Genomic DNA, 20,036 nt, shown 5'->3' with positions numbered 1-20,036 from the left:
TCGACCAACTGAGAAGACGGAACGAAGATGGAAATGACGACGAAAGAGGCGGTGGCGCGTGCGCTGCCGGTGCAGGACGCGCGGATCTACCCGCGCGGCGGTCTGGACGTGCTGTCGCGGGCGGAGGTGGCGCGCCTGCGCGACGCTTCCAGCGGCGGCATGCACGAGCTGCTGCGGCGCTGCGCGCTGGCGGTGCTCACCAGTGGCAGCGCATCGGACGATCCGCGCGCCGCGCGCGATCTCTATCCCGATTTCGACATCCAGGTCGCCCAGCAGGACCGCGGCGTGCGCATCGACCTGAGCAACGCGCCGGCGATGGCCTTCGTCGATGGCGAGATCATCCGCGGCATCGCCGAACTGCTGTTCTCGGTCGTGCGCGACCTGGCCTACATGGCCATCGAGCTGGGGCCGGAGTACGCCTCGGACCTGGAGACGTCCGAAGGCATCACCAACGCGGTGTTCGGCGTGCTGCGCAACGCGCGCATCCTGCAGCCCAGCGAGCCGAACCTGGTCGTCTGCTGGGGCGGCCACTCGATCTCCCGCGACGAATACCTGTACACCAAGCAGGTCGGTTACGAGCTGGGGCTGCGCGGCCTGGACATCTGCACCGGCTGCGGCCCGGGCGCGATGAAGGGGCCGATGAAGGGCGCGACCATCGCCCATGCCAAGCAGCGCAGGACCAATACGCGCTACATCGGCATCACCGAGCCGGGCATCATCGCGGCCGAGTCGCCGAACCCGATCGTGAACCACCTGGTGATCATGCCGGACATCGAGAAGCGCCTGGAGGCCTTCGTCCGCATGGGCCATGGCATCATCGTGTTCCCGGGCGGCGTCGGCACCGCCGAGGAAATCCTGTACCTGCTGGGCATCCTGCTGCGCGAGGAGAACAAGGCGCTGCCGTTCCCGCTGATCCTCAGCGGCCCGACCGTCGCCGCGCCGTACTTCGAGCAGATCGACCGGTTCATACGCATGACCCTGGGCGAGGAAGCGGCCAGCCGCTACGAGATCATCGTCGGCGACCCGGTCGCCGTGGCGCGGCGCATGACGCAGGGCATCAAGCGGGTGCGCGAGTACCGGCTGGCGCACAAGGACTCGTTCTTCTTCAACTGGTCGGTGGAAATCCCCAGGGAATACCAGCAGCCGTTCGTGCCGACGCACGAGGCGATGGCCGCGCTGGACCTGCATCATGGGCGGCCCGCGCCGGAACTGGCCGCCGACCTGCGCCGCGCGTTCTCGGGCATCGTCGCCGGCAACGTCAAGGAGGACAGCATGCAGCGGATCGAGCAGTTCGGGCCTTTCCGGATCCATGGCGATCCGGACATGATGCAGGCGCTGGATGCGCTGCTGCGCGCCTTCGTCGAACAACGGCGCATGAAGATCTCCGGCGAATACCACCCCTGCTACCAGGTCGTGACCTGATGGCGTTGTGATGTGCCGGCAGGGCGTCAGTCATGGATTGACGCCCTGCGCGCCCGATGGAGCAGCGGCTTACTCCGGCCGGCAAGGCATGGTCATCGTCGCCACGTAGCAGTTGCCTTCGCTCCGGGTTTCCACCTGCCCGCCCATGGCCCGCACGCGTTCGCGTACCGCGCGCAGGCCGACGCCGTGGCCTGGGCGGGCAGAGGCCGGGCTTGCGGGTAGATCGTTGATGACGACGATGCGCGCCCTGTCCGCCTGCTGGTCGACGGTCACGCGCAGCAGGCAACTGGTGGTGGAGGGTTCGACGCCATGGTGGATTGCGTTTTCCACCAGGGGTTGGATTGACAGCGTCGGTACCTGCAGCGTGGGCAGTGGTTCGGGCAGTTCCCACTCCAGGCGCATGCGCTGACCGAAACGCAGGTGCTCGATCTCGGCATAGCGGCGCGCCAGCTCTATTTCCTCGCGCAGCGGAATACGGTTGGGCCCAGCCAGGGCGGCACGGAACAGGTCGGCCAGGTCAAGCAGCAACTGTTCGGCTTTTTCCGGCTGCTGGTGGACCAGCGCCACCCCGGTGTTGAGCGTGTTGAAGAGGAAATGAGGGTGGATGCGCGCCTGCAATGCGTCCAGTTCGGCCTGTTTGATGCGCACGGCCATTTGCCGCGCATTCCAGTGGCTGCGGAAAATAGCCAGCCCGATCAACCCCACCGCCAGTGCGATGCCGCTGAACTGCAGCCACAGAACCCGCCAGGCTGCCGGCTGAAGTATCAGTTGATCATGCAGCAGCAGCCACAGAATCGAACAGATGATGCTGGTCACCACCAGCAAGGTGGCCAGCGCAAAATAGGCAACGCTCAGCGGGCGTAGTTTTTCCAGCGGACGGCGTAACAGGGCCAGCACGCTCACGGTCAGCAGGCTGGTCCACTGGATCAGCAGCGAGGTCAGGCCGAAGTGCACCCAGCGACTGCCATCGATGCCGGGGGCAAGCGCCAGAATCACTGCGAGCAGCTCGCCCGCCAGAACGATGAAGACAAGAGTGGATGTCTGCCATAGAGCTTCCAGGGGGGGGCGGAGCAGTTCAGGCGAGGACGCGCTGGTGTGTGTCTGGGGTGGAAGATCCATGGTGTGGTGCCGTTGGTGGCAGGAATGCCGCCGCTCGTCGGCATGTGCTGGTGCTTGCGGCGGAGGTTTCATTAGCGTACAGGCATCGAAACCATGGGGGGAGTTCCATGCGACGCAGGGGGGGAGGTGGTGCACGCGGCTTCAGTCTGCTGGAGCTGATGGTGACCGTGGCCGTTCTGGCCATTCTGGCGAGTGCCGCGATCCCGGGTTTCACGTCGCTCATCAATCGCGACCGCCTCACCTCCCGGGCCAATGAGCTTGTCGCACTGTTCCAGTACGCGCGTTCGGAAGCGATCCGCCTCAATGGTCGGGTTGTCCTCTGTCCGTCCACCGATGGGGCCAACTGCTCCGGAAGCGACTGGGATCAGCTCATCGTGGTCGTTTCCAGGAGCGGGCAGGTTCTCCGGCAGCTTTCGGGCAATGGCCGTGCTGCGATCAGCGCGGATGTGGCCGACGTTGCCTTCAGTGCCGATGGATTGGCACGCGACAGCAGCGGTTTGCTGGCAACCGCCAGCATCACCGTATGCATCGACACCACGCACCCCTCTGACAATCGCCGCGTAGTACAGCTGGCCAGCGGTTCCCGTGTATCCGTCCAGCAGGCGTCTGGCGCCTGTCCCTGATTTCAGAACGAGGTGGTTCAGGTGAAGCAGAATCCCCGCAGGCGTTGGCAGCTCCGTCGACGAACGGGCATGCATGGCGTCAGCCTCATCGAGGTGCTGATCGCGGTGCTGGTCATGGCGATCGGATTGCTGGGCATAGCCGCGATGCAGACCATCGCATTGCGCAACAGCCAAGGCTCGCTGGAGCGTAGTCAGGCGGTCATCTCGGCCTATGCGGCATTGGAAGCCATGCGGGCCAATAGGAATGTGGCGTTGTCGGGTGGCTATAACACCAACGGCTTCATCTGCTCGGCAACGGGCAGTGGCTCGCTGGCGGCCGCCGACACCACTGCCTGGATTGCTGGTTGGCGTGCCTCCCTGGGCCTGAGCGCTGCCGACGTGAACACCGGTTGCGGCAGCATCAACTGCGACGCCGGTACAGGTATCTGTGAAATCGGCCTGCGCTGGGACGATAGTCACTCCACGGATGCGGGGGCCAGGCAGAAAGTGGCCGGCAGTACGACAAGTACATTCCGCACCAAGGTGCAGCTATGAAGGCAAAGATGAGCGACCGGCACGCAGGCGTGCGGCGGCAGGCAGGTTTCAGCCTGATAGAACTGATGATCGCGATGTTGATCGGCCTGCTGGTGGTTGGGGCCGCGGTCGGCATCTTCCTTTCCAATCGACAGGTCTATCGTGCTACCGAGGGGGTAGGGCGACTGCAGGAAGGTGCGCGTGTTGCCTTCGAGCTGATGTCGCGGGATCTGCGTGAGGCTGCCGGCAACCCTTGTGTCAACAATCTGCCCATCGCCAATGTGCTCAACAATTCCGGTGGCAACTGGTGGAGCAACATCCACTCCTGGGGTGATGCTTTTCGCGGCTACGGGAGCGGTGATGCGGCCGCCGGGCTGACCGGCGGTACCGGTGCTGGCCAGCGGTTGGCAGATACCGAAGCCGTGCAACTGTTCAGCGCGGACGATAATGTGGTCACGGTCAGTGCGCATGACACTGCGGGAGCGGTATTCACGGTCAATGATGGCAGTCATGGGATTGCCGCAGGCGACTTGGCCATGGTCTGCAATGGCAAGCAGGCTTCCATTTTCCAGGTGTCTGCGGTCGGTGGCAGTGGTACCACGATATCCCACGCTGCTTCTGGTACGCCTGGCAACTCCACCGTCAATCTCAATGTCAGTGGCGGCAAGTTCGATTACAGTCCCAGTGCGACCGCCGGTCACGAGTCGGTATCGGTACTGACTCGTCTGCGTGCGACCCGCTGGTACATCGGCAATGGGAGCAGTGGCCCATCGCTGTACCAGCAGGTGGCTACTGCCAATGGTGCCGTCGCCGCACAGGAAGTGGCCGAAGGAGTGTCCAATCTGAGCGTCCTGTACCTGGTCGCGGGGCAATCCACCTACCAGAATGCCGCAGCAATCGGTGGCAACTGGGGCAACGTCACTTCGGCGCGCATTACTCTCACTCTGACCGGGGCCGACCGCGTGGGGCCTGGCGGCGATACCATCCAGCGCCAACTGGTCCATGTCGTCAGCTTGCGGAACCGCAATCCATGAAAATCCCTTTTCATCATTCCAGGCGGCAGCAAGGAGCCTCGCTGGTCGTCGTCCTTATCCTGTTGCTGCTGATGACGCTGCTCGGGCTTGCCATGCTGCGCGGTACCACCATGGAGGAGCGGATGACTGCCAACCTTTATGATCGCAGTCTTAGTTTTCAGGCTGTCGAATCCGCCCTGCGGCAAGGGGAGGCGCTGGCACGGGCGACGCCGGTTGCATCGGTGCCAGCCAGCGGGTGCAGCGATGGTGTATGCAGCCTGCCGGATCCCACCGCTGCCGATCGCTGGTTGAGTGCCAGTTTCAATGGCTGGCGTAGCGCCAGCAATGATCTGGCTGATGGCAACGTTCCGATGCCGACGGCCAGTTACATCATTGAATACATGGGCATGACGCCCTCGTGGCCGGCCTGCGACCGCAAGATTCCTGTGGATGCTTTGTGTCTGACGCCGCGCTTCCGCATTACTGCAATCTCGGACAGTGCCGATCGCTCGGTTGTGCTGCTCCAAACCACCTATAACGTCCAGTGAGGATGCCTGCCATGCGCAAGCCTCTGTCTCCCCTTCGGCATGCGTCGCGCAGCCGCATGGTGTCCCGTCTCATGCCCGCGCTGGCGGCATTCTGCGTCACGTTGTTGGCTGCACCGGCCAATGCCGGCATCACGCTGCCTACCGACCCGCTGACCACTGGCGTGCGGGTGCCGCCGAATGTCCTGTTCATTCTCGACAATTCTGGGTCGATGCAATGGGATTACCTGCCTGATAGCGTGCCGGCTACAACCGCGCCCAATGTGGCTTCATCGGCCTATACCCGCAATACCATTTACTATAATCCTGCCATCAATTATCAGCCTTGGACTCTGCCAGATGCCAGCTTGATGACCGGTGGCACCAGCTACAGCGCGGCATATAGTGACAACGTATTTGTTCCCTATACCGGGGATGGGCCAGGAGGAGTTGGCACCGTCATCACGACCAGCGGGACTACGAATCTGTCCGATGCTGTGCGGACCTTTTATGTGCCGAAGGATGTCAGCCGCACTGACGATGCCTATCTGAGGGTCGGCGAAAATTACTGGCGATATCAGATACACACCGATGGCGTGATCGTGCGTAGTGAATACGTGGCGCGCGCTGGTGCAGCCCCCAACTACAATCGAGGGCTGGCAAACCGCAACTGCAGCACGAACAGCGGTAAGGATTGGCGGAACTGTACGCGGGTTACGCCGACCGGACGTACTGAGGAGGCGGAGCGCAGCAACTTCGCCACCTGGTATTCCTATCACCGTACCCGCTACAAGGCGGCCAAGGCGGGCGCCAGTGCGGCATTTGCTGAACTGGACAAGGATGCCAACGTCCGCGTAGGTTTTCGCACCATCTGGAACGATACCAATATTCCTACGGCCAGCCGTGTTCTGAACATGCCGACGCCGGCGGTGCCGATACCGGTCAACCACAACAATGGCCTGTTTACAAATACGGGTACGACCCTCAATCCCAAGGCTTACAACAACCGCACGCAATGGTACAACCGGTTGTTCACCACTACCGGCAACAGTACTACGCCGTTGCGCAAGGCGCTGGCCGATGCGGGTGCCTATTTCAGCAGCTCCGCCAGCACGGGTCCCTATGGTCCGGAGAGCGGTGCGGATCAGCTGGCGTGTCGGCAGAATTTCACGATCCTGACCACCGACGGCTACTGGAACGAAACCTACAGCAATACGGTCATCGGGGATGCGGACAATGCCTCAGGTAGCACCATAACCGGTCCGCTGGGTAGCTATACCTACACTCCGACTGCACCCTATGCGGGTGGTCTGGCGTCGGATGGCAGCCCGACTCTGGCGGACGTGGCCATGTATTACTGGCGTACGGATCTGCGTACCGATGCCGGGATGGACAACATTGTCCCCACCACTGCCAAGGACCCGGCGTTCTGGCAGCACATGGTCACCTTCGCCATCGGTCTGGGCCTGGTAGGTACAGTGGATCAGGATAGCGTTGAGGCTGTTCTGGCCAACGGCAATGCCACCGTGAATGGCGCGGCAGGCTGGCCGGAGCCGAAAAACAATACAATTACCGCGGTGGATGACCTGCTGCATGCAGCGGTCAATGGTCGCGGCACTTATGTTTCGGCCGGAAATCCTGCGGCATTCGCTTCGGGTCTGAAGGCCGCGCTTGCGGCAGTAACCGAGCGTACGGGTTCGTTCTCCAACATCAGTGCCAATTCGGCCTCGCTCTCCACCGGCTCCATGTTGTTCCAGGCAAGTTATGTTTCCGGTGTATGGACGGGCGAGGTGGCGGCCTACCCTGTTACCGCGAACGGGGCCGGCAGTACTCCCTCGTGGAGGGGATCCCAGGGTATTCCCGCAATCAATCGCAAACTGTTCACTACGGATGGCAGGCAGCTGTTGGCGTTCCCTGGTTCGATCACGGAAACGCAGCGTACTGCGTTGACGCGTACCGGCGGTGCCAACGTCTATCCGGTCAGCGGCGACGACAATGCAAGCTATCTGGCGGGTAACCGTTCGTTGGAGATTTCCCAGGGTGGGACGCTCCGCAACCGCAACACGTTGTTGGGCGACGTGGTGGGATCGTCGCCGTTTTACGTGGCGGAGACCAACACGCTGTACGTTGGAGCCAACGACGGCATGCTGCATGCCTTCAATGCCAGCACCGGTGCTGAACTCTTCGGCTTCATTCCCGGTGGCATCAACTGGAGCACGCTGGGTACCCTGAGTCGTCCGGATTACGGGCACAACTTCTTTGTCGACGGTCCGGTGGTGGTATCCACCCGCGCACAGGCATCGGGCAGAAATGTTCTGGTCGGGGCTCTGGGCAAGGGGGGGAAGGGATTGTTCGCACTGGACGTTACTACCCCTTCCAGCCCGAGCTTCAAGTGGGAGGTGGGCGATCAGGATCCGGACATGGGGCTGGTACAGAGCGCGCCGATCATCGCCCGACTCAATGATGGTACCAATGCACTGATCGTCAGCAATGGAATCAACAGCAGCAATGGCCATGCCGTCCTGCTCATCTATGACCTCGACAGAGGTACTCTGCTGGGGAAACTGGATACCGGCGTGGGCTCGGCTGTAACGGATTCCGACGATTCGAATGGATTGTCCGCGCCGGTGGGCTGGGATGCGGACGGCGATGGCAAGCTGGATTACGTGTACGCCGGCGACATGCTGGGTAATGTCTGGAAATTCGATCTCAGCTCGAGAGTTTCGTCGGGGTGGGGGTATTCCAGGCTCTTCTCGGCCACTTACACCAAGAGCAACGGCGACGTGGTGCGCCAGCCAATCACTGGCGGCCTGACTGTCGCCATGCATCCGACCACCTACAAGACCTGGCTGTTCTTCGGTACCGGTCGGCTGATGACGAACGGCGACATGAAGAATGCGGATGTGCAAAGTCTCTATGGCATCGTCGATGACGGCACTGCGCTGGCGCGCAATGGTGCGGGAGCGAACCTGACCAGGCGCAGCGCGGCAGTGGTGGGTACGGCCAATGGCAAGGCTGTCCGGGCGTTCGAGGCCAATTCCGCGTTGCCGTCCGGTTCCAAAGGCTGGTATCTGGACTTGTTGACGCCGCCGGATGGCGTGGCCGAGGGGGAGCGTGTCGTTTCGGCGGCCCAGATCTTGGGTGGCAGACAGACCGTCATGGTAACCAGTAGCGTCATTCCAACCGCGAGTGCCTGCCAGTCCGATGGTCGCGGGTACATCAATGCGTTGGACGCCTTTACAGGCACAAGCCTGAGGTCCCCATTCTTTGACACAAACAGCGATGGCAGCTTTGCGGATGAGGTACTGACCGTGGATGGTAAAAAAGTACCCATCGGATCCGTGGATCTGGGGGTCGGAATGGGAACCTTGCCGAACCTGATGTCGGGAAGCGGAGGTTCGGGTACTGGCGCATCCCCGGGAATGATGTGCGAGACCGGTTCCAACGGCAAAATGGTCTGCGTGCCTTACGATGACATACGCAATCTGGGCCGGGTCTCCTGGCGTGAAATAAAGAGAGGGAATTGAACCATGGCATCCAGCGAGTGCATGCGGCAGAGATACGGCGCGGCTCCGGCAGGACGCCAGAGGCAGATGGGCTTCACTTTGATCGAGATTATGATCGTGGTGGTGATCATCGCCGTTCTGGCATCCATCGCATACCCCAGTTATCAGCGCTACGTCGTCAAATCCAGGCGGGCAGCGGTAGCGGCCTGCCTTCAGCAGCATGCTCAACTCATGGAGCGCTACTACACAACCAATCTCACGTACGTAGGTGCTGCTGCACCGAATTGTGAAGCCAGTCTGGCCAGCTTCTACAATGTCGGATTTGACGGGGCGCTTGCCGCTCGCAGCTATGCGATCCGTGCTGTGCCCACTGCTCGCCAGCGTGACTCGCTCTGCGGTACGTTGGGGCTCAATGCCCAGGGAGTACGCAGCATTACCGGAACGGGAACGTTGGCGGAATGCTGGTAATGGATTGATCGCATGCCAGACGGGTTGCATGGCCGGCCATGCCCCGTTTGGTGTGGCAGGAAGCCCCGCGATTGCCTTTCTGCGCCGCAAAAAAAAGCCTGCGACTGCTCGCAGGCTTTTTTTTTGATCTGGCGCCCGAAGTTGGACTCGAACCAACGACCCCCTGATTAACAGTCAAGTGCTCTAACCGGCTGAGCTATTCGGGCGGGGAGGCGCATTCTACGCAGCGTCGCAGGGGCGTGCAAGTCCCGTGGGGCCGCGCTGCGGGGTGAACGGGAGTGCTTCAGCCGGGGCAGGTCGTCGGTGTCCCGGGGCGGGCAGTGCGGGCGCGGCCGGCATTGTTGACGACCACCGAGGCCAGCAGTTGCCCTTCGGCATTGCAGATCGAGAGGGTCACATTGCTGCCGGCGCTGCGACCATCTGGCAGGTAGCGGATCTGTTGCCTTCCGGCGGAGCTGCTCACCCGAAGATGACGCGAAACGGGAGCGATGTCCGCGCGCACGATGTCGCCGGGGCCATCGGGGCGGCGGTTGCCGTCGCGGTCGAGGAACAGCAGCCAGCCACTGCTCCAGTTGGTCGTAGGGGTGCAGGTGGCGCCATCCGCGGAAGGACAGAGTACGGCGGCGCTGCGTCTGCTGACGGCGGTGAGGCGGGCGAGCGCGAGATTGTTGAGCAGGGCGTAGCTGGCGACGTCGACCCGCTGCCGTTCGACCAGGTCTTCCAGGGAAGGCGTGGCGATCGTGGCGAGGATCGCCAGGATGGCGACACAGGCGAGCATCTCCAGCAGACTCACGCCGCGCGGATGTGCGGGTGGAGGACCTGCGGAGACGGGCATCCATGCCATGTGCGGTTTTCCTGTGGAGCGGCGAGGCGCGCCGAGGGGACATCCTTGCCCGGTACGGCGGCCGCGGGGATAGGCCGGGGTGGCCGTCTGGCCTAGGAAGCATCCTCAGCCGGCCGTCATCCGGGCGGTGGCTATACTTGCCGGTCCGTACCGCGCGCGCTCCCATGTCCGACCGATTCCAGCTCGTATCGCCCTATTCGCCGGCAGGCGACCAGCCGGCCGCCATCGAGAAGCTCGTCGCCAACTTCGAGGCGGGCATCGCCAAGCAGACGCTGCTGGGCGTGACCGGTTCGGGCAAGACCTACACCATCGCCAACGTGGTGCAGCAGATCCAGCGGCCGACGCTGGTGATGGCGCCGAACAAGACGCTGGCGGCGCAGCTCTACGGCGAGTTCAAGTCGTTCTTCCCGCACAACGCGGTCGAGTACTTCGTCAGTTATTACGACTATTACCAGCCCGAGGCCTACGTGCCGGCGTCGGACACCTTCATCGAGAAGGACAGTTCGATCAACGAGCACATCGAGCAGATGCGGCTGGCGGCGACCAAGACCCTGCTGTCGCGGCCGGACGCGCTGGTGGTGGCGACGGTCTCGGCGATCTACGGCCTCGGCGCGCCCGAGGACTACCTGTCGCTGCGCCTGATCCTGTCCAAGGGCGAGCGCATCGACCAGCGCGACCTGATCAACCACCTGACCCAGCTGCAGTACACGCGCAACGAGTACGAACTGCAGCGCGGCACCTTCCGCGTGCGCGGCGAGGTGATCGACGTGTTTCCCGCCGAACTGGACAGCGAGGCGGTGCGCATCGAGCTGTTCGACGGCGAGGTCGAGCAGCTGAGCATGTTCGACCCGCTCACCGGCGAGAGCCTGCGCAGGATGCAGCGCTACACCATCTACCCGAAGACCCACTACGCCACCACGCGCGAACGGGTGCTGGCGGCGATCGAGACGATCAAGGCCGAGCTGAAGGAGCGGCTGGAGCTGCTGTACGCGCAGAACAAGCTGGTGGAGGCGCAGCGCCTGGCGCAGCGCACCCAGTTCGACCTGGAGATGATGGCCGAGGTCGGCTACTGCAACGGCATCGAGAACTACTCCAGGCACCTGACCGGCAAGGCTGCCGGCGAACCGCCGCCGACGCTGTTCGACTACCTGCCGCCGGACGCGCTGCTGGTGATCGACGAATCGCACGTGACCATTCCGCAGATCGGCGCGATGTACAAGGGCGACCGTTCGCGCAAGGAAACGCTGGTGGAGTTCGGCTTCCGCCTGCCGTCGGCGCTGGACAACCGCCCGCTGCGCTTCGAGGAATGGGAGGCACGCTCGCCGCGCAGCATCTATGTCTCGGCCACGCCGGGCCCGTACGAGCTGCGTGAGTCGGGCGAGGAGATCACCGAGCTGGTAGTGCGCCCCACCGGCCTGGTCGACCCGCAGGTCGAGATCCGTCCGGTGGCCACCCAGGTCGACGACCTGATGTCCGAGTGCCATGAGCGCATAAAGATGGGCGACCGCGTACTGGTCACCACGCTGACCAAGCGCATGGCCGAGAACCTCACCGAGTACCTCGGCGAACACGGCATCCGCGTGCGCTACCTGCATTCGGACGTGGATACGGTCGAGCGCGTGGAGATCATCCGCGACCTGCGCCTGGGCAAGTTCGACGTGCTGGTCGGCATCAACCTGCTGCGCGAGGGCCTGGACATGCCCGAGGTCTCGCTGGTGGCGATCCTCGACGCGGACAAGGAAGGCTTCCTGCGTTCGACCGGCTCGCTGATCCAGACCATCGGCCGCGCCGCCCGCAACCTGCGCGGCAAGGCGATCCTCTACGCCGACAGGATCACCCGCTCGATGCAGGCGGCCATCGACGAGACCGACCGTCGCCGCCAGAAGCAGGTGGAATACAACGAGGCGCATGGCATCGTGCCCAAGTCGGTGGCACGGCCCATCACCGACATTCTCGAAGGCGCGCACGAGGAAGGGGCGGCCAGGCCCGGCGGCAAGGGCAAGGCCCGTCGCGTGGCCGAGCCCGAGGCGGACTACCGGGCGCTCGACCCGGCCCAGGCCGCCGCCCGCATCAAGGCGCTGGAGCAGCAGATGTACCAGCACGCCCGCGACCTGGAGTTCGAGGACGCGGCGCGGGTGCGCGACCAGATCCGCCGCCTGAAGGAGGCGAGCCTCGGCTGATGCGGCGGGGCGTCGATGCGTCGGCCCGGGGGCAGCGAAGGGCCGTGTGAAAATTTTTACAGAAACCTGTTGCTCTCCCCCTGATCGCTGGACTAAGATACGCGCCCTCGCAACGAGCAATTGCTTGCGATGCGAAGGGCGGTTAGCTCAGCGGTAGAGCACTACCTTGACATGGTAGGGGTCACAGGTTCGAACCCTGTACCGCCCACCACTCCGGCGAGGAGTGGATCAATGACCCGGCAGCTGCCGGGTTTTTTGTTGCCCCTCATCCATGGCGACGGGCCTTCGAGCCAGCGGCGGGCTGTCAGAAACCCGCTCCCGGCGGTTTTCCATCATCCACGCTGGGGCGCGCCGACAGGTCATGCCGGGGCTGTTCCCGGCGGCTGTCATCCCGGCGCCCCGGCCGGTGGGCCGCAACGCTTCGCCGGCGTTGGCGGGCCGCTCAGGCGGGATGGAGGCGAAACGGCCGCGATTGGTTTACCATCGTGCCCGACCTCCTTCCGGAATAGGTGGCCCGCGGAAACGCCGGCCGAGCGTGCGACATGAGCACTACCCACTCCTGACGCCAGATCCCGCCACGGCCCTGCAGCAGGCGCCTCCGTGGCGCTTTTTTATTGCCCCGTTTCCCGGAAGCGCGCCGCAGATCCGCGCGCTCCGTGGCCCGCCTCGCAGGGTGGGCCAAGACCCAGGTGAAGCCCATGATCAACATTACTCTCCCCGACGGCAGCATCCGTCAGTTCGAAAACCCGGTCAGCGTCATGGACGTGGCCCAGTCCATCGGCGCCGGCCTGGCCAAGGCCACCATCGCCGGCGCGGTGGATGGCGTGCTGGTCGACGCCAGCGATGTCATCGACCACGATGCCTCGCTGCGCATCATCACCGCCAAGGACGAGGAGGGCGTGGAGATCATCCGCCACTCCTGCGCGCACCTGGTCGGCCACGCGGTCAAGCAGTTGTACCCGGACGTGAAGATGGTGATCGGCCCGGTCATCGCCGAAGGCTTCTATTACGACATCTATTCCGAGCGCCCGTTCACGCCAGAGGACATGGCCGCGATCGAAAAGCGCATGGGCGAGCTGATCGCGCAGGACTACGACGTGATCAAGAAGATGACGCCGCGCGCGGAAGTCGTCGAGATCTTCAGGGCCCGCGGCGAGGACTACAAGCTGCGCCTGATCGAGGACATGCCCGCCGACATCAAGGCCATGGGCATGTACTACCACCAGGAATACGTGGACATGTGCCGCGGCCCGCATGTGCCGAACACGCGTTTCCTCAAGGCGTTCAAGCTGACCCGCATCTCCGGCGCCTACTGGCGCGGCGACGCCAGGAACGAGCAGCTGCAGCGCATCTACGGCACCGCCTGGGCCGACAGGAAGCAGCTCGAGGCCTACATCAAGCGCATCGAGGAAGCCGAGATGCGCGACCACCGCCGCATCGGCAGGCAGCAGGAGCTGTTCCACCTGCAGGAAGAAGCGCCGGGCCTGGTGTTCTGGCACCCGAAGGGCTGGGCGCTGTGGCAGGTGGTCGAGCAGTACGTGCGCCGCGTCTACCGCAGCAGCGGCTACGGCGAGGTGCGCTGCCCGCAGATCCTGGACGTGAGCCTGTGGAAGAAGTCCGGCCACTGGGACAACTACCAGGACAACATGTTCTTCACCGAGTCGGAGAAGCGCACCTACGCGGTCAAGCCGATGAACTGCCCGGGCCACATCCAGGTGTTCAACCAGGGCCTGCACAGCTACCGCGACCTGCCGATCCGCTACGGCGAATTCGGCGCCTGCCACCGCAACGAGCCGTCCGGCGCGCTGCACGGCATCCTGCGCGTGCGCGGCTTCACCCAGGACGACGGCCACGTGTTCTGCACCGAGGAGCAGGTGGAGTCCGAGGTCCGGGCGTTCCATTCGCAGGCGCTGAAGGTTTATGCCGATTTCGGCTTCGAGGACATCCAGATCAAGATCGCGCTGCGTCCCGAATCGCGCCTGGGCGACGATGCCACCTGGGACAAGGCCGAGGCTGCCCTGCGTTCGGCGCTGTCCAGCTGCGGCGTGGAATGGCAGGAGCTGCCGGGCGAGGGCGCCTTCTACGGCCCGAAGATCGAGTACCACCTGAAGGATGCCATCGGCCGTACCTGGCAGCTGGGCACCATGCAGGTGGACTTCATGATGCCGGGCCGCCTGGGTGCTGAATACGTCGACGAAAACAGCCAGAAACGGCACCCGGTGATGCTCCACCGGGCCATCGTCGGCTCGATGGAGCGCTTCATCGGCATCCTGATCGAGCACCACGCCGGCGCGTTCCCGACCTGGCTGGCGCCGGTGCAGGTGGTGGTGGCCAATATCACCGATGCCCAGGCTGAATACGTTCAGCAGGTCCGCAAAACCCTTGCGGAGCAAGGCTTCCGGGTCACCGCCGATTTGCGGAACGAGAAGATCGGCTATAAGATTCGCGAGCATACGCTGCAGCGTGTGCCGTATCTGCTGGTCGTCGGCGACCGCGAGAAGGAGAACGGCGCGGTGGCGGTACGCACCCGTTCGGGCGAGGATCTGGGCAGCATGTCGCTCCAGGCCTTCATCGAACGCCTGCAGGCGGAACACAGGCAGTAAGCATCCAGCCCCGGCCCCCGCGGACGCTCCGTCGGGGCCGGTTCGATTCCATCCGGAGATTGCAATATCAGTACCCCTGACACCAAGCAGAATCGTCGCAACCACGAAATCCGCGTGCCGCGCGTGCGCGTGATCGGCAGCGACGGTGAAATGATCGGCGTGTTGTCGCGCGACGAAGCGCTGTCGATGGCCGAGGATGAGGGCCTGGACCTGGTCGAGATCCAGCCGCAGGCCGATCCGCCGGTCTGCAAGATCATGGACTTCGGCAAGTTCAAGTTCGAACAGCAGAAGAAGGCCAACGAGGCCAAGAAGAAGAGCAAGCAGGTCGAGATCAAGGAAGTGAAGTTCCGTCCGGTCACGGACGAGGGCGACTACCAGATCAAGCTGCGCAAGATGCGCGCCTTCCTCGAGGAAGGCGACAAGGTCAAGGTCAACATCCGTTTCCGTGGCCGTGAAATGAGCCACCAGGAGCTGGGTCGCGAGATGGCCGGCCGCATCGAGGCGGACCTGGGCGAGGACATCGTGATCGAATCGCGCCCGCGCCTGGAAGGCCGGCAGATGGTCATGATGATCGCGCCGAAGAAGAAGTAAGGCCGCCGCGGCCCAGGCCGCCGCCTTGCCGCACGGGGAGGGCGCCATGCCGGCTCCCCGTTCTGCGTTCATGTGCCTGCCCGGGTCCGGCCGCCTGCGATTGCAAGTGCCCGGATCCACAGGCATAATGGGCGGCCCGGTTCGCCGGGCTTGTTGTTTGCATCACCTACAGGACCTGCCTGCCTCCATCGGGAGTGCGGGCTTCAAGCAGGCAAGGGCAAGGATGGAAAGCGTGCTTCAGGCGCTTGGCGACGCAGTCGCAAAGCACCGCAAGCGCCGCCCCGGCCAGTAAAAAGAGACCATCAAGGACATAGCAATGCCCAAGATCAAGACCAACCGGGCGGCGGCCAAGCGTTTCCGCAAGACCGCTTCCGGCAAGTACAAGGCTGGCCACGCCAACCGTAGCCACATCCTCACCAAGAAGGCGACCAAGCGGAAGCGTAACCTGCGTCAGACGAACCACGTCCGCGCAGAAGACGCAGGCCGTCTGGACCGCATGCTGCCCTACCTCTGAGGAACTGAACCATGGCACGAGTCAAGCGTGGTGTGCAGGCGCGCCGCCGCCACAAGAAGATCATCAGCCAGGCGAAGGGCTACTACAACGCCCGCCGCAAGGTTTTCCGCGTCGCCAAGCAGGCGGTCATCAAGGCACAGCAGTACGCCTACATCGGCCGCAAGCAGAAGAAGCGCAATTTCCGTTCGCTGTGGATCACCCGCATCAACGCGGCTGCCCGCATCAACGGCATGAGCTACAGCCGTTTCATGAACGGCCTGCTCAAGGCTGGCATCACCCTGGACCGCAAGGTGCTGGCGGACATCGCCGTGCACGACGCGGCGGGTTTTGCCGCGCTGGCCGAGAAGGCCAAGAGCGCGCTGGCGGCATAAGTCCTTCCTCCGCCGGCGCGGTTCACCCGCGGCGGTGGTGAATGAGACAATGCATGGGGAAGGGCGCAAGTCCTTCCCCATTTCTTTTTGTGGTTCAGCATCAATGCCTTGCTGTTCCCTTCTCCCGTCGGGAGGAGGTGCCCGCAGGCGGATGAAGGGGAGCGGAGTCCGTGATGCCCGAGCCGTCGGGACTCCATCGCCCCCACTCAAGGCCTTCTCCCGATGGGGGGGGGGGGCTTTGGCTCCGCCGGGGATGCGACGAGGCAAACCGATCCGAGGTCCGTCGATCCATGAGTGACATCCAATCCCTGACCGCGCAGGCGCTGGCCGACGTGGCCGCGGCGCAGAATCCGGAAGCACTGGAGAACCTGCGTGTCGCCCTGCTGGGCAAGAACGGCAGCATCACCGCGCAGCTCAAGCAGCTGGGTGGCCTGCCGGCCGACGAGCGCAAGGCGGCGGGCGAAGCGATCAACCGCGCGCGCGACGCGGTGTCCGGTGCCCTGGGCGAGCGCAAGGCGCTGCTGGAAAACGCGGCCCTGGACGCGCGCCTGGCCTCCGAGCGCATCGACGTGACCCTGCCGGGGCGCGATGCCGGGCGCGGCGGCCTGCACCCGGTCACGCGCACGCTGGAGCGCATCACCGAGATCTTCGGCCGCCTCGGCTACGAGCTCTCCGAGGGCCCGGAGATCGAGGACGACTGGCACAACTTCGAGGCGCTGAACTTCCCGCCGCACCATCCGGCGCGCGCCATGCACGACACTTTCTATTTCGGCGACGGCCGCCTGCTGCGCACGCATACCTCCGGTGTGCAGGTGCGCTACATGGACGAGCACCGCCCGCCGCTGCGCATGATCGCCGCCGGCAAGGTCTACCGCAGCGACAGCGACCAGACCCATTCGCCGATGTTCCACCAGGTCGAAGGCCTGCTGGTGGACGAGCACTCGACCTTCGCCGACCTCAAGGGCACGCTGAGCGAATTCGTGCGCGCGTTCTTCGAACGCGATTTCGAGATGCGCTTCCGCCCGAGCTACTTCCCGTTCGTGGAACCGGGCGCGGAAGTGGACATCGCCTGGCAGCAGCCCGACGGCAGCACCCGCTGGCTGGAAGTGCTGGGCTGCGGCATGGTGCACCCGAACGTGCTGCGCAACTGCGGCATCGATCCGGAGCGTTACACCGGCTTCGCCTTCGGGCTCGGCGTGGAGCGCTTCGCGATGCTGCGCTACGGCGTGAACGACCTGCGCGCGTTCTTCGACAACGACGTGCGTTTCCTGCGCCAGTTCGCGTAAGGCGCGGCAGCGGGTTCCCCACAGGCATACACGGCGGGCGGTGGCCCGCACAACGGATCGAGCAACGATGAAATTCTCCGAAAGCTGGCTGCGCAGCCATGTCCCTACCGACGCCTCGCGCGATGAACTGAGCGCGGTGCTGACCGCCATCGGCCTGGAAGTCGAGGAAGTGACGGCGCTGGGCCAGGGCCTGGACAACGTGGTGGTGGCGCGCATCGTCGAGGCCGTGCGCCACCCGGAGGCCGACCGCCTGCAGGTGTGCCGGGTCGAGGCGGGCAGGGGCGAGCTGCTGCAGATCGTCTGCGGCGCGCCGAACGCGCGCCCGGGCCTGGTCGCGCCGCTGGCGATGGTCGGCGCGCAGATCGGCGAGTTGAAGATCAAGCCGGCCAAGCTGCGCGGCGTCGAGTCCAACGGCATGTTGTGTTCGGCCAGGGAGCTGGGCCTGGACAACGACGCTTCCGGCCTGCTGGAACTGCCGGACGACGCGCCGGTGGGCACGCCGCTGGTCGAATACCTCGGCCTGCCCGACGCCAGCATCGAGATTAAGCTCACCCCCAACCGCGCCGACTGCTTCAGCGTGCGCGGCATCGCCTTCGATGTCGCTGCCGCCACCCGCAGCGAAGTGAAGCCGTTCGCCGCCGACGCCGTGCCGGCGCAGGGCGCGCGCGAACTGTCCATCGCGCTGGAGGCCGGCGCCGAAGCGCCGCGTTACCTCGGCCGCGTGATCGAAGGCGTCGATGCGCGTGCGGCCACGCCGTTGTGGATGGCCGAGCGCCTGCGCCGCAGCGGCGTGCGCCCGGTGTCGCTGCTGGTGGACATCACCCAGTACGTGATGCTGGAGCTGGGCCAGCCGATGCACGCCTACGACCTGGATACGCTCAAGGGCGGCATCGGCGTGCGCCGTTCGCGCGCCGGCGAGACCCTGAAGCTGCTCGATGGCCGCGATGCCGCGCTGGACGGCGGCTTCCTGGTAATCACCGACGCCGACCGCCCGGTCGGCCTGGCCGGCATGATGGGCGGCTTCGATACGCGCGTCACCGACGCCACCACCAACGTGTTCCTCGAGGCCGCGCACTTCGCGCCGGCGGCGATCATGGGCCGCGGCCGCAAGCTGGGCCTGCACACCGACGCCGGCCACCGCTTCGAGCGGGGCGTGGATCCGCAGCTGCCGCGCACCGCGATCGAATACGCCACCCGCCTGGTGCTGGACCTGGCCGGCGGCGTGCCGTCGCCGGTCACCGAGGCGGTACGCGAAGCCGACCTGCCGGTGGCGGCAACCATCCCGCTGCGCCGCGCGCGCATCGCCCGCGTGCTGGGCATCCAGATCGACGATGCCGAAGTCGAGCGCATCCTGCGCGCGCTGGGCATGGCGGTCGCGCCGGCGGCCGAAGGCTGGAGCGTGACCGCGCCCAGCCGCCGCTTCGACATCGCCATCGAAGAGGACCTGATCGAGGAACTGGCGCGCATCCACGGCTACGAGCAGATCCCGACCACGCTGCCGGGCGGCGCGGCGCGCATCGCCATGCCCAGCGAAACCCGCCTGGACGACCTGAGCGTGCGCCGCCAGCTGGTGGCGCGCGACATGCTGGAAACCATCAATTACGCCTTCGTCGATGCGCAGCTGCTCGACCAGTGGGCGCTGACGGAAGGGCGGGTGGCCTTGGCCAACCCGCTGTCGGCGGAGCTGGCGGTGATGCGGCCGATGCTGCTGCCGGGCCTGGTGGCGACGCTGGGCCGCAACGTCGCGCGCCAGGCGGGCCGCGTGCGGCTGTTCGAGCTTGGCCGCGTATTCGCGCAGCAGGCCGGCGAAGCCGGGCAGGCGCCGCGGGAAACCGTGCGCGTGGCCGCGGCCGTCTGCGGCGATGCGGCGGCGCTGCAATGGGGCGAGAAGGCGCGCAAGGTCGATTTCCACGACCTGAAGGGCGACCTGCAGTCGCTGGCTGCCGCCGCCGGCGCGCAGCTGGAGTTCCGTGCCGCGGCGCACCCGTTCGCGCACCCGGCGCGCTCGGCCGAGGTCTGGCGCGATGGCCGGCGCATCGGCTGGATCGGCCAGCTGCACCCGCGCCTGGCGGCGGCGATGGAGATCGACGTGGACGTGCTGGCGTTCGAGCTGGACCTGGAGCCGCTGGCCGCGCGCGTCCTGCCGCGCGCCGGCGAGCTGTCGCGGTTCCCGGCGGTGCGCCGCGACCTGGCCGTGGTGGCGGCTGAACAGGTCGAATGGGAGGCCTTGTCGGCGACCATCCGCCAGGCGGCGGGCAGCCTGCTGCGCGAGGTCGTGCTGTTCGACCGTTACGTCGGCCAGGGCGTCGAACCCGGATTCAAGAGTCTGGCTATGGGCTTGATTTTGCAGGACACCTCGCGCACTCTGACGGACCGCGACGTGGACGCCGTGGTCGCCTCCGTGGTGGCCGCCGTCGAGCGCGAACACGGCGCCAGGATCCGGGGTTGAAGCGGAAGTA

Annotated in this window: 16 protein-coding genes and 2 tRNA genes; 15 read left to right on the top strand and 3 right to left on the bottom strand. The window is 65.0% G+C overall.

The window, feature by feature from the left end:
* Nucleotides 1–33: 33 nt before the first annotated feature.
* Nucleotides 34–1,422, top strand: coding sequence for a nucleotide 5'-monophosphate nucleosidase PpnN (gene ppnN / locus AC06FP_RS07065; RefSeq protein WP_456118863.1), 1,389 nt, complete (start codon nt 34–36; stop codon nt 1,420–1,422).
* A gap of 69 nt (nt 1,423–1,491) precedes the next feature.
* Here the strand turns inward: ppnN and AC06FP_RS07060 are convergent, their stop codons facing one another.
* Nucleotides 1,492–2,541 carry a sensor histidine kinase gene (locus AC06FP_RS07060; protein ID WP_478075010.1) on the bottom strand — a complete coding sequence of 350 codons (1,050 nt, stop codon included), beginning with the start codon at nt 2,539–2,541 and terminating at the stop codon, nt 1,492–1,494.
* 107 nt (nt 2,542–2,648) lie between these two features.
* On the opposite strand from AC06FP_RS07060, the gene AC06FP_RS07055 reads away from it, so the two are divergent.
* The 6 genes from AC06FP_RS07055 to AC06FP_RS07030 all read left to right on the top strand — a co-directional run bounded on the left by AC06FP_RS07055 (nt 2,649) and on the right by AC06FP_RS07030 (nt 9,188).
* The gene (locus AC06FP_RS07055; RefSeq protein ID WP_478075009.1) at nt 2,649–3,164 is read left to right on the top strand and encodes a GspH/FimT family pseudopilin; all 516 of its coding nucleotides are present in this window, start codon (nt 2,649–2,651) and stop codon (nt 3,162–3,164) included.
* Nucleotides 3,165–3,233: 69 nt separating this feature from the next.
* Complete coding sequence (pilV, locus tag AC06FP_RS07050) at nt 3,234–3,698, top strand: type IV pilus modification protein PilV (protein ID WP_478075008.1); 465 nt, start codon at nt 3,234–3,236, stop codon at nt 3,696–3,698.
* Between the two features lie 8 nt (nt 3,699–3,706).
* Nucleotides 3,707–4,711 (top strand): prepilin-type N-terminal cleavage/methylation domain-containing protein, encoded by a 1,005-nt coding sequence (locus tag AC06FP_RS07045; RefSeq protein WP_478075007.1) that lies wholly within the window; start codon nt 3,707–3,709, stop codon nt 4,709–4,711.
* Entirely contained in the window at nt 4,708–5,238 is a 531-nt protein-coding gene (locus AC06FP_RS07040) for a pilus assembly PilX family protein (RefSeq protein WP_456118873.1), read from the top strand. Before AC06FP_RS07045 ends, AC06FP_RS07040 begins: the two co-directional genes overlap by 4 nt.
* An 11-nt stretch (nt 5,239–5,249) precedes the next feature.
* A complete protein-coding gene (locus AC06FP_RS07035; RefSeq protein WP_478075006.1) occupies nt 5,250–8,741 on the top strand; it encodes a pilus assembly protein in 3,492 nt (1,163 codons plus the stop codon).
* A gap of 3 nt (nt 8,742–8,744) precedes the next feature.
* A complete protein-coding gene (locus AC06FP_RS07030; protein WP_456118877.1) occupies nt 8,745–9,188 on the top strand; it encodes a type IV pilin protein in 444 nt (147 codons plus the stop codon).
* Nucleotides 9,189–9,317: 129 nt separating this feature from the next.
* Here the strand turns inward: AC06FP_RS07030 and AC06FP_RS07025 are convergent.
* Nucleotides 9,318–9,394: transfer RNA gene (locus tag AC06FP_RS07025), tRNA-Asn, on the bottom strand.
* 77 nt (nt 9,395–9,471) lie between these two features.
* Nucleotides 9,472–10,032: a GspH/FimT family pseudopilin gene (locus AC06FP_RS07020; RefSeq protein WP_478075005.1), complete on the bottom strand. Its 561-nt coding sequence runs from the start codon at nt 10,030–10,032 to the stop codon at nt 9,472–9,474.
* 164 nt (nt 10,033–10,196) lie between these two features.
* Here AC06FP_RS07020 and uvrB point away from each other — a divergent pair, with 164 nt between their 5' ends.
* From uvrB to pheT, 8 genes are all read left to right on the top strand, one after another.
* Nucleotides 10,197–12,212 carry an excinuclease ABC subunit UvrB gene (uvrB, locus tag AC06FP_RS07015; protein ID WP_456118881.1) on the top strand — a complete coding sequence of 672 codons (2,016 nt, stop codon included), beginning with the start codon at nt 10,197–10,199 and terminating at the stop codon, nt 12,210–12,212.
* A 136-nt stretch (nt 12,213–12,348) separates the two neighbouring features.
* Nucleotides 12,349–12,423: transfer RNA gene (locus AC06FP_RS07010), tRNA-Val, on the top strand.
* A 487-nt stretch (nt 12,424–12,910) separates the two neighbouring features.
* On the top strand, nt 12,911–14,815 hold the full coding sequence (gene thrS / locus AC06FP_RS07005) for a threonine--tRNA ligase (protein ID WP_478075004.1): 1,905 nt from the start codon (nt 12,911–12,913) through the stop codon (nt 14,813–14,815).
* A gap of 66 nt (nt 14,816–14,881) precedes the next feature.
* The gene (gene infC / locus AC06FP_RS07000) at nt 14,882–15,406 is read left to right on the top strand and encodes a translation initiation factor IF-3 (protein ID WP_456119416.1); all 525 of its coding nucleotides are present in this window, start codon (nt 14,882–14,884) and stop codon (nt 15,404–15,406) included.
* Nucleotides 15,407–15,722: 316 nt separating this feature from the next.
* Entirely contained in the window at nt 15,723–15,920 is a 198-nt protein-coding gene (gene rpmI, locus AC06FP_RS06995; protein ID WP_010342861.1) for a 50S ribosomal protein L35, read from the top strand.
* 11 nt (nt 15,921–15,931) lie between these two features.
* A complete protein-coding gene (gene rplT / locus AC06FP_RS06990; RefSeq protein ID WP_054664681.1) occupies nt 15,932–16,291 on the top strand; it encodes a 50S ribosomal protein L20 in 360 nt (119 codons plus the stop codon).
* 290 nt (nt 16,292–16,581) lie between these two features.
* Nucleotides 16,582–17,577 (top strand): phenylalanine--tRNA ligase subunit alpha, encoded by a 996-nt coding sequence (locus tag AC06FP_RS06985; protein ID WP_456118887.1) that lies wholly within the window; start codon nt 16,582–16,584, stop codon nt 17,575–17,577.
* A gap of 67 nt (nt 17,578–17,644) precedes the next feature.
* On the top strand, nt 17,645–20,026 hold the full coding sequence (gene pheT, locus AC06FP_RS06980; protein ID WP_478075003.1) for a phenylalanine--tRNA ligase subunit beta: 2,382 nt from the start codon (nt 17,645–17,647) through the stop codon (nt 20,024–20,026).
* The last annotated feature ends 10 nt before the right edge of the window (nt 20,027–20,036 follow it).

The organism is Stenotrophomonas sp. Steno-Z2 (genome assembly GCF_056393235.1).
This window is presented reverse-complemented; position numbering and strand designations above follow the sequence as displayed.

Coding starts and splice junctions, on each gene's coding strand:
- ppnN (WP_456118863.1), top strand. CDS start 34: ATGACGACGAAAGAGGCGGTGGCGCGTGCGCTGCCGGTGCAGGACGCG.
- AC06FP_RS07060 (WP_478075010.1), bottom strand. CDS start 2,541: ATGGATCTTCCACCCCAGACACACACCAGCGCGTCCTCGCCTGAACTG.
- AC06FP_RS07055 (WP_478075009.1), top strand. CDS start 2,649: ATGCGACGCAGGGGGGGAGGTGGTGCACGCGGCTTCAGTCTGCTGGAG.
- pilV (WP_478075008.1), top strand. CDS start 3,234: ATGCATGGCGTCAGCCTCATCGAGGTGCTGATCGCGGTGCTGGTCATG.
- AC06FP_RS07045 (WP_478075007.1), top strand. CDS start 3,707: ATGAGCGACCGGCACGCAGGCGTGCGGCGGCAGGCAGGTTTCAGCCTG.
- AC06FP_RS07040 (WP_456118873.1), top strand. CDS start 4,708: ATGAAAATCCCTTTTCATCATTCCAGGCGGCAGCAAGGAGCCTCGCTG.
- AC06FP_RS07035 (WP_478075006.1), top strand. CDS start 5,250: ATGCGCAAGCCTCTGTCTCCCCTTCGGCATGCGTCGCGCAGCCGCATG.
- AC06FP_RS07030 (WP_456118877.1), top strand. CDS start 8,745: ATGGCATCCAGCGAGTGCATGCGGCAGAGATACGGCGCGGCTCCGGCA.
- AC06FP_RS07020 (WP_478075005.1), bottom strand. CDS start 10,032: ATGGCATGGATGCCCGTCTCCGCAGGTCCTCCACCCGCACATCCGCGC.
- uvrB (WP_456118881.1), top strand. CDS start 10,197: ATGTCCGACCGATTCCAGCTCGTATCGCCCTATTCGCCGGCAGGCGAC.
- thrS (WP_478075004.1), top strand. CDS start 12,911: ATGATCAACATTACTCTCCCCGACGGCAGCATCCGTCAGTTCGAAAAC.
- rpmI (WP_010342861.1), top strand. CDS start 15,723: ATGCCCAAGATCAAGACCAACCGGGCGGCGGCCAAGCGTTTCCGCAAG.
- rplT (WP_054664681.1), top strand. CDS start 15,932: ATGGCACGAGTCAAGCGTGGTGTGCAGGCGCGCCGCCGCCACAAGAAG.
- AC06FP_RS06985 (WP_456118887.1), top strand. CDS start 16,582: ATGAGTGACATCCAATCCCTGACCGCGCAGGCGCTGGCCGACGTGGCC.
- pheT (WP_478075003.1), top strand. CDS start 17,645: ATGAAATTCTCCGAAAGCTGGCTGCGCAGCCATGTCCCTACCGACGCC.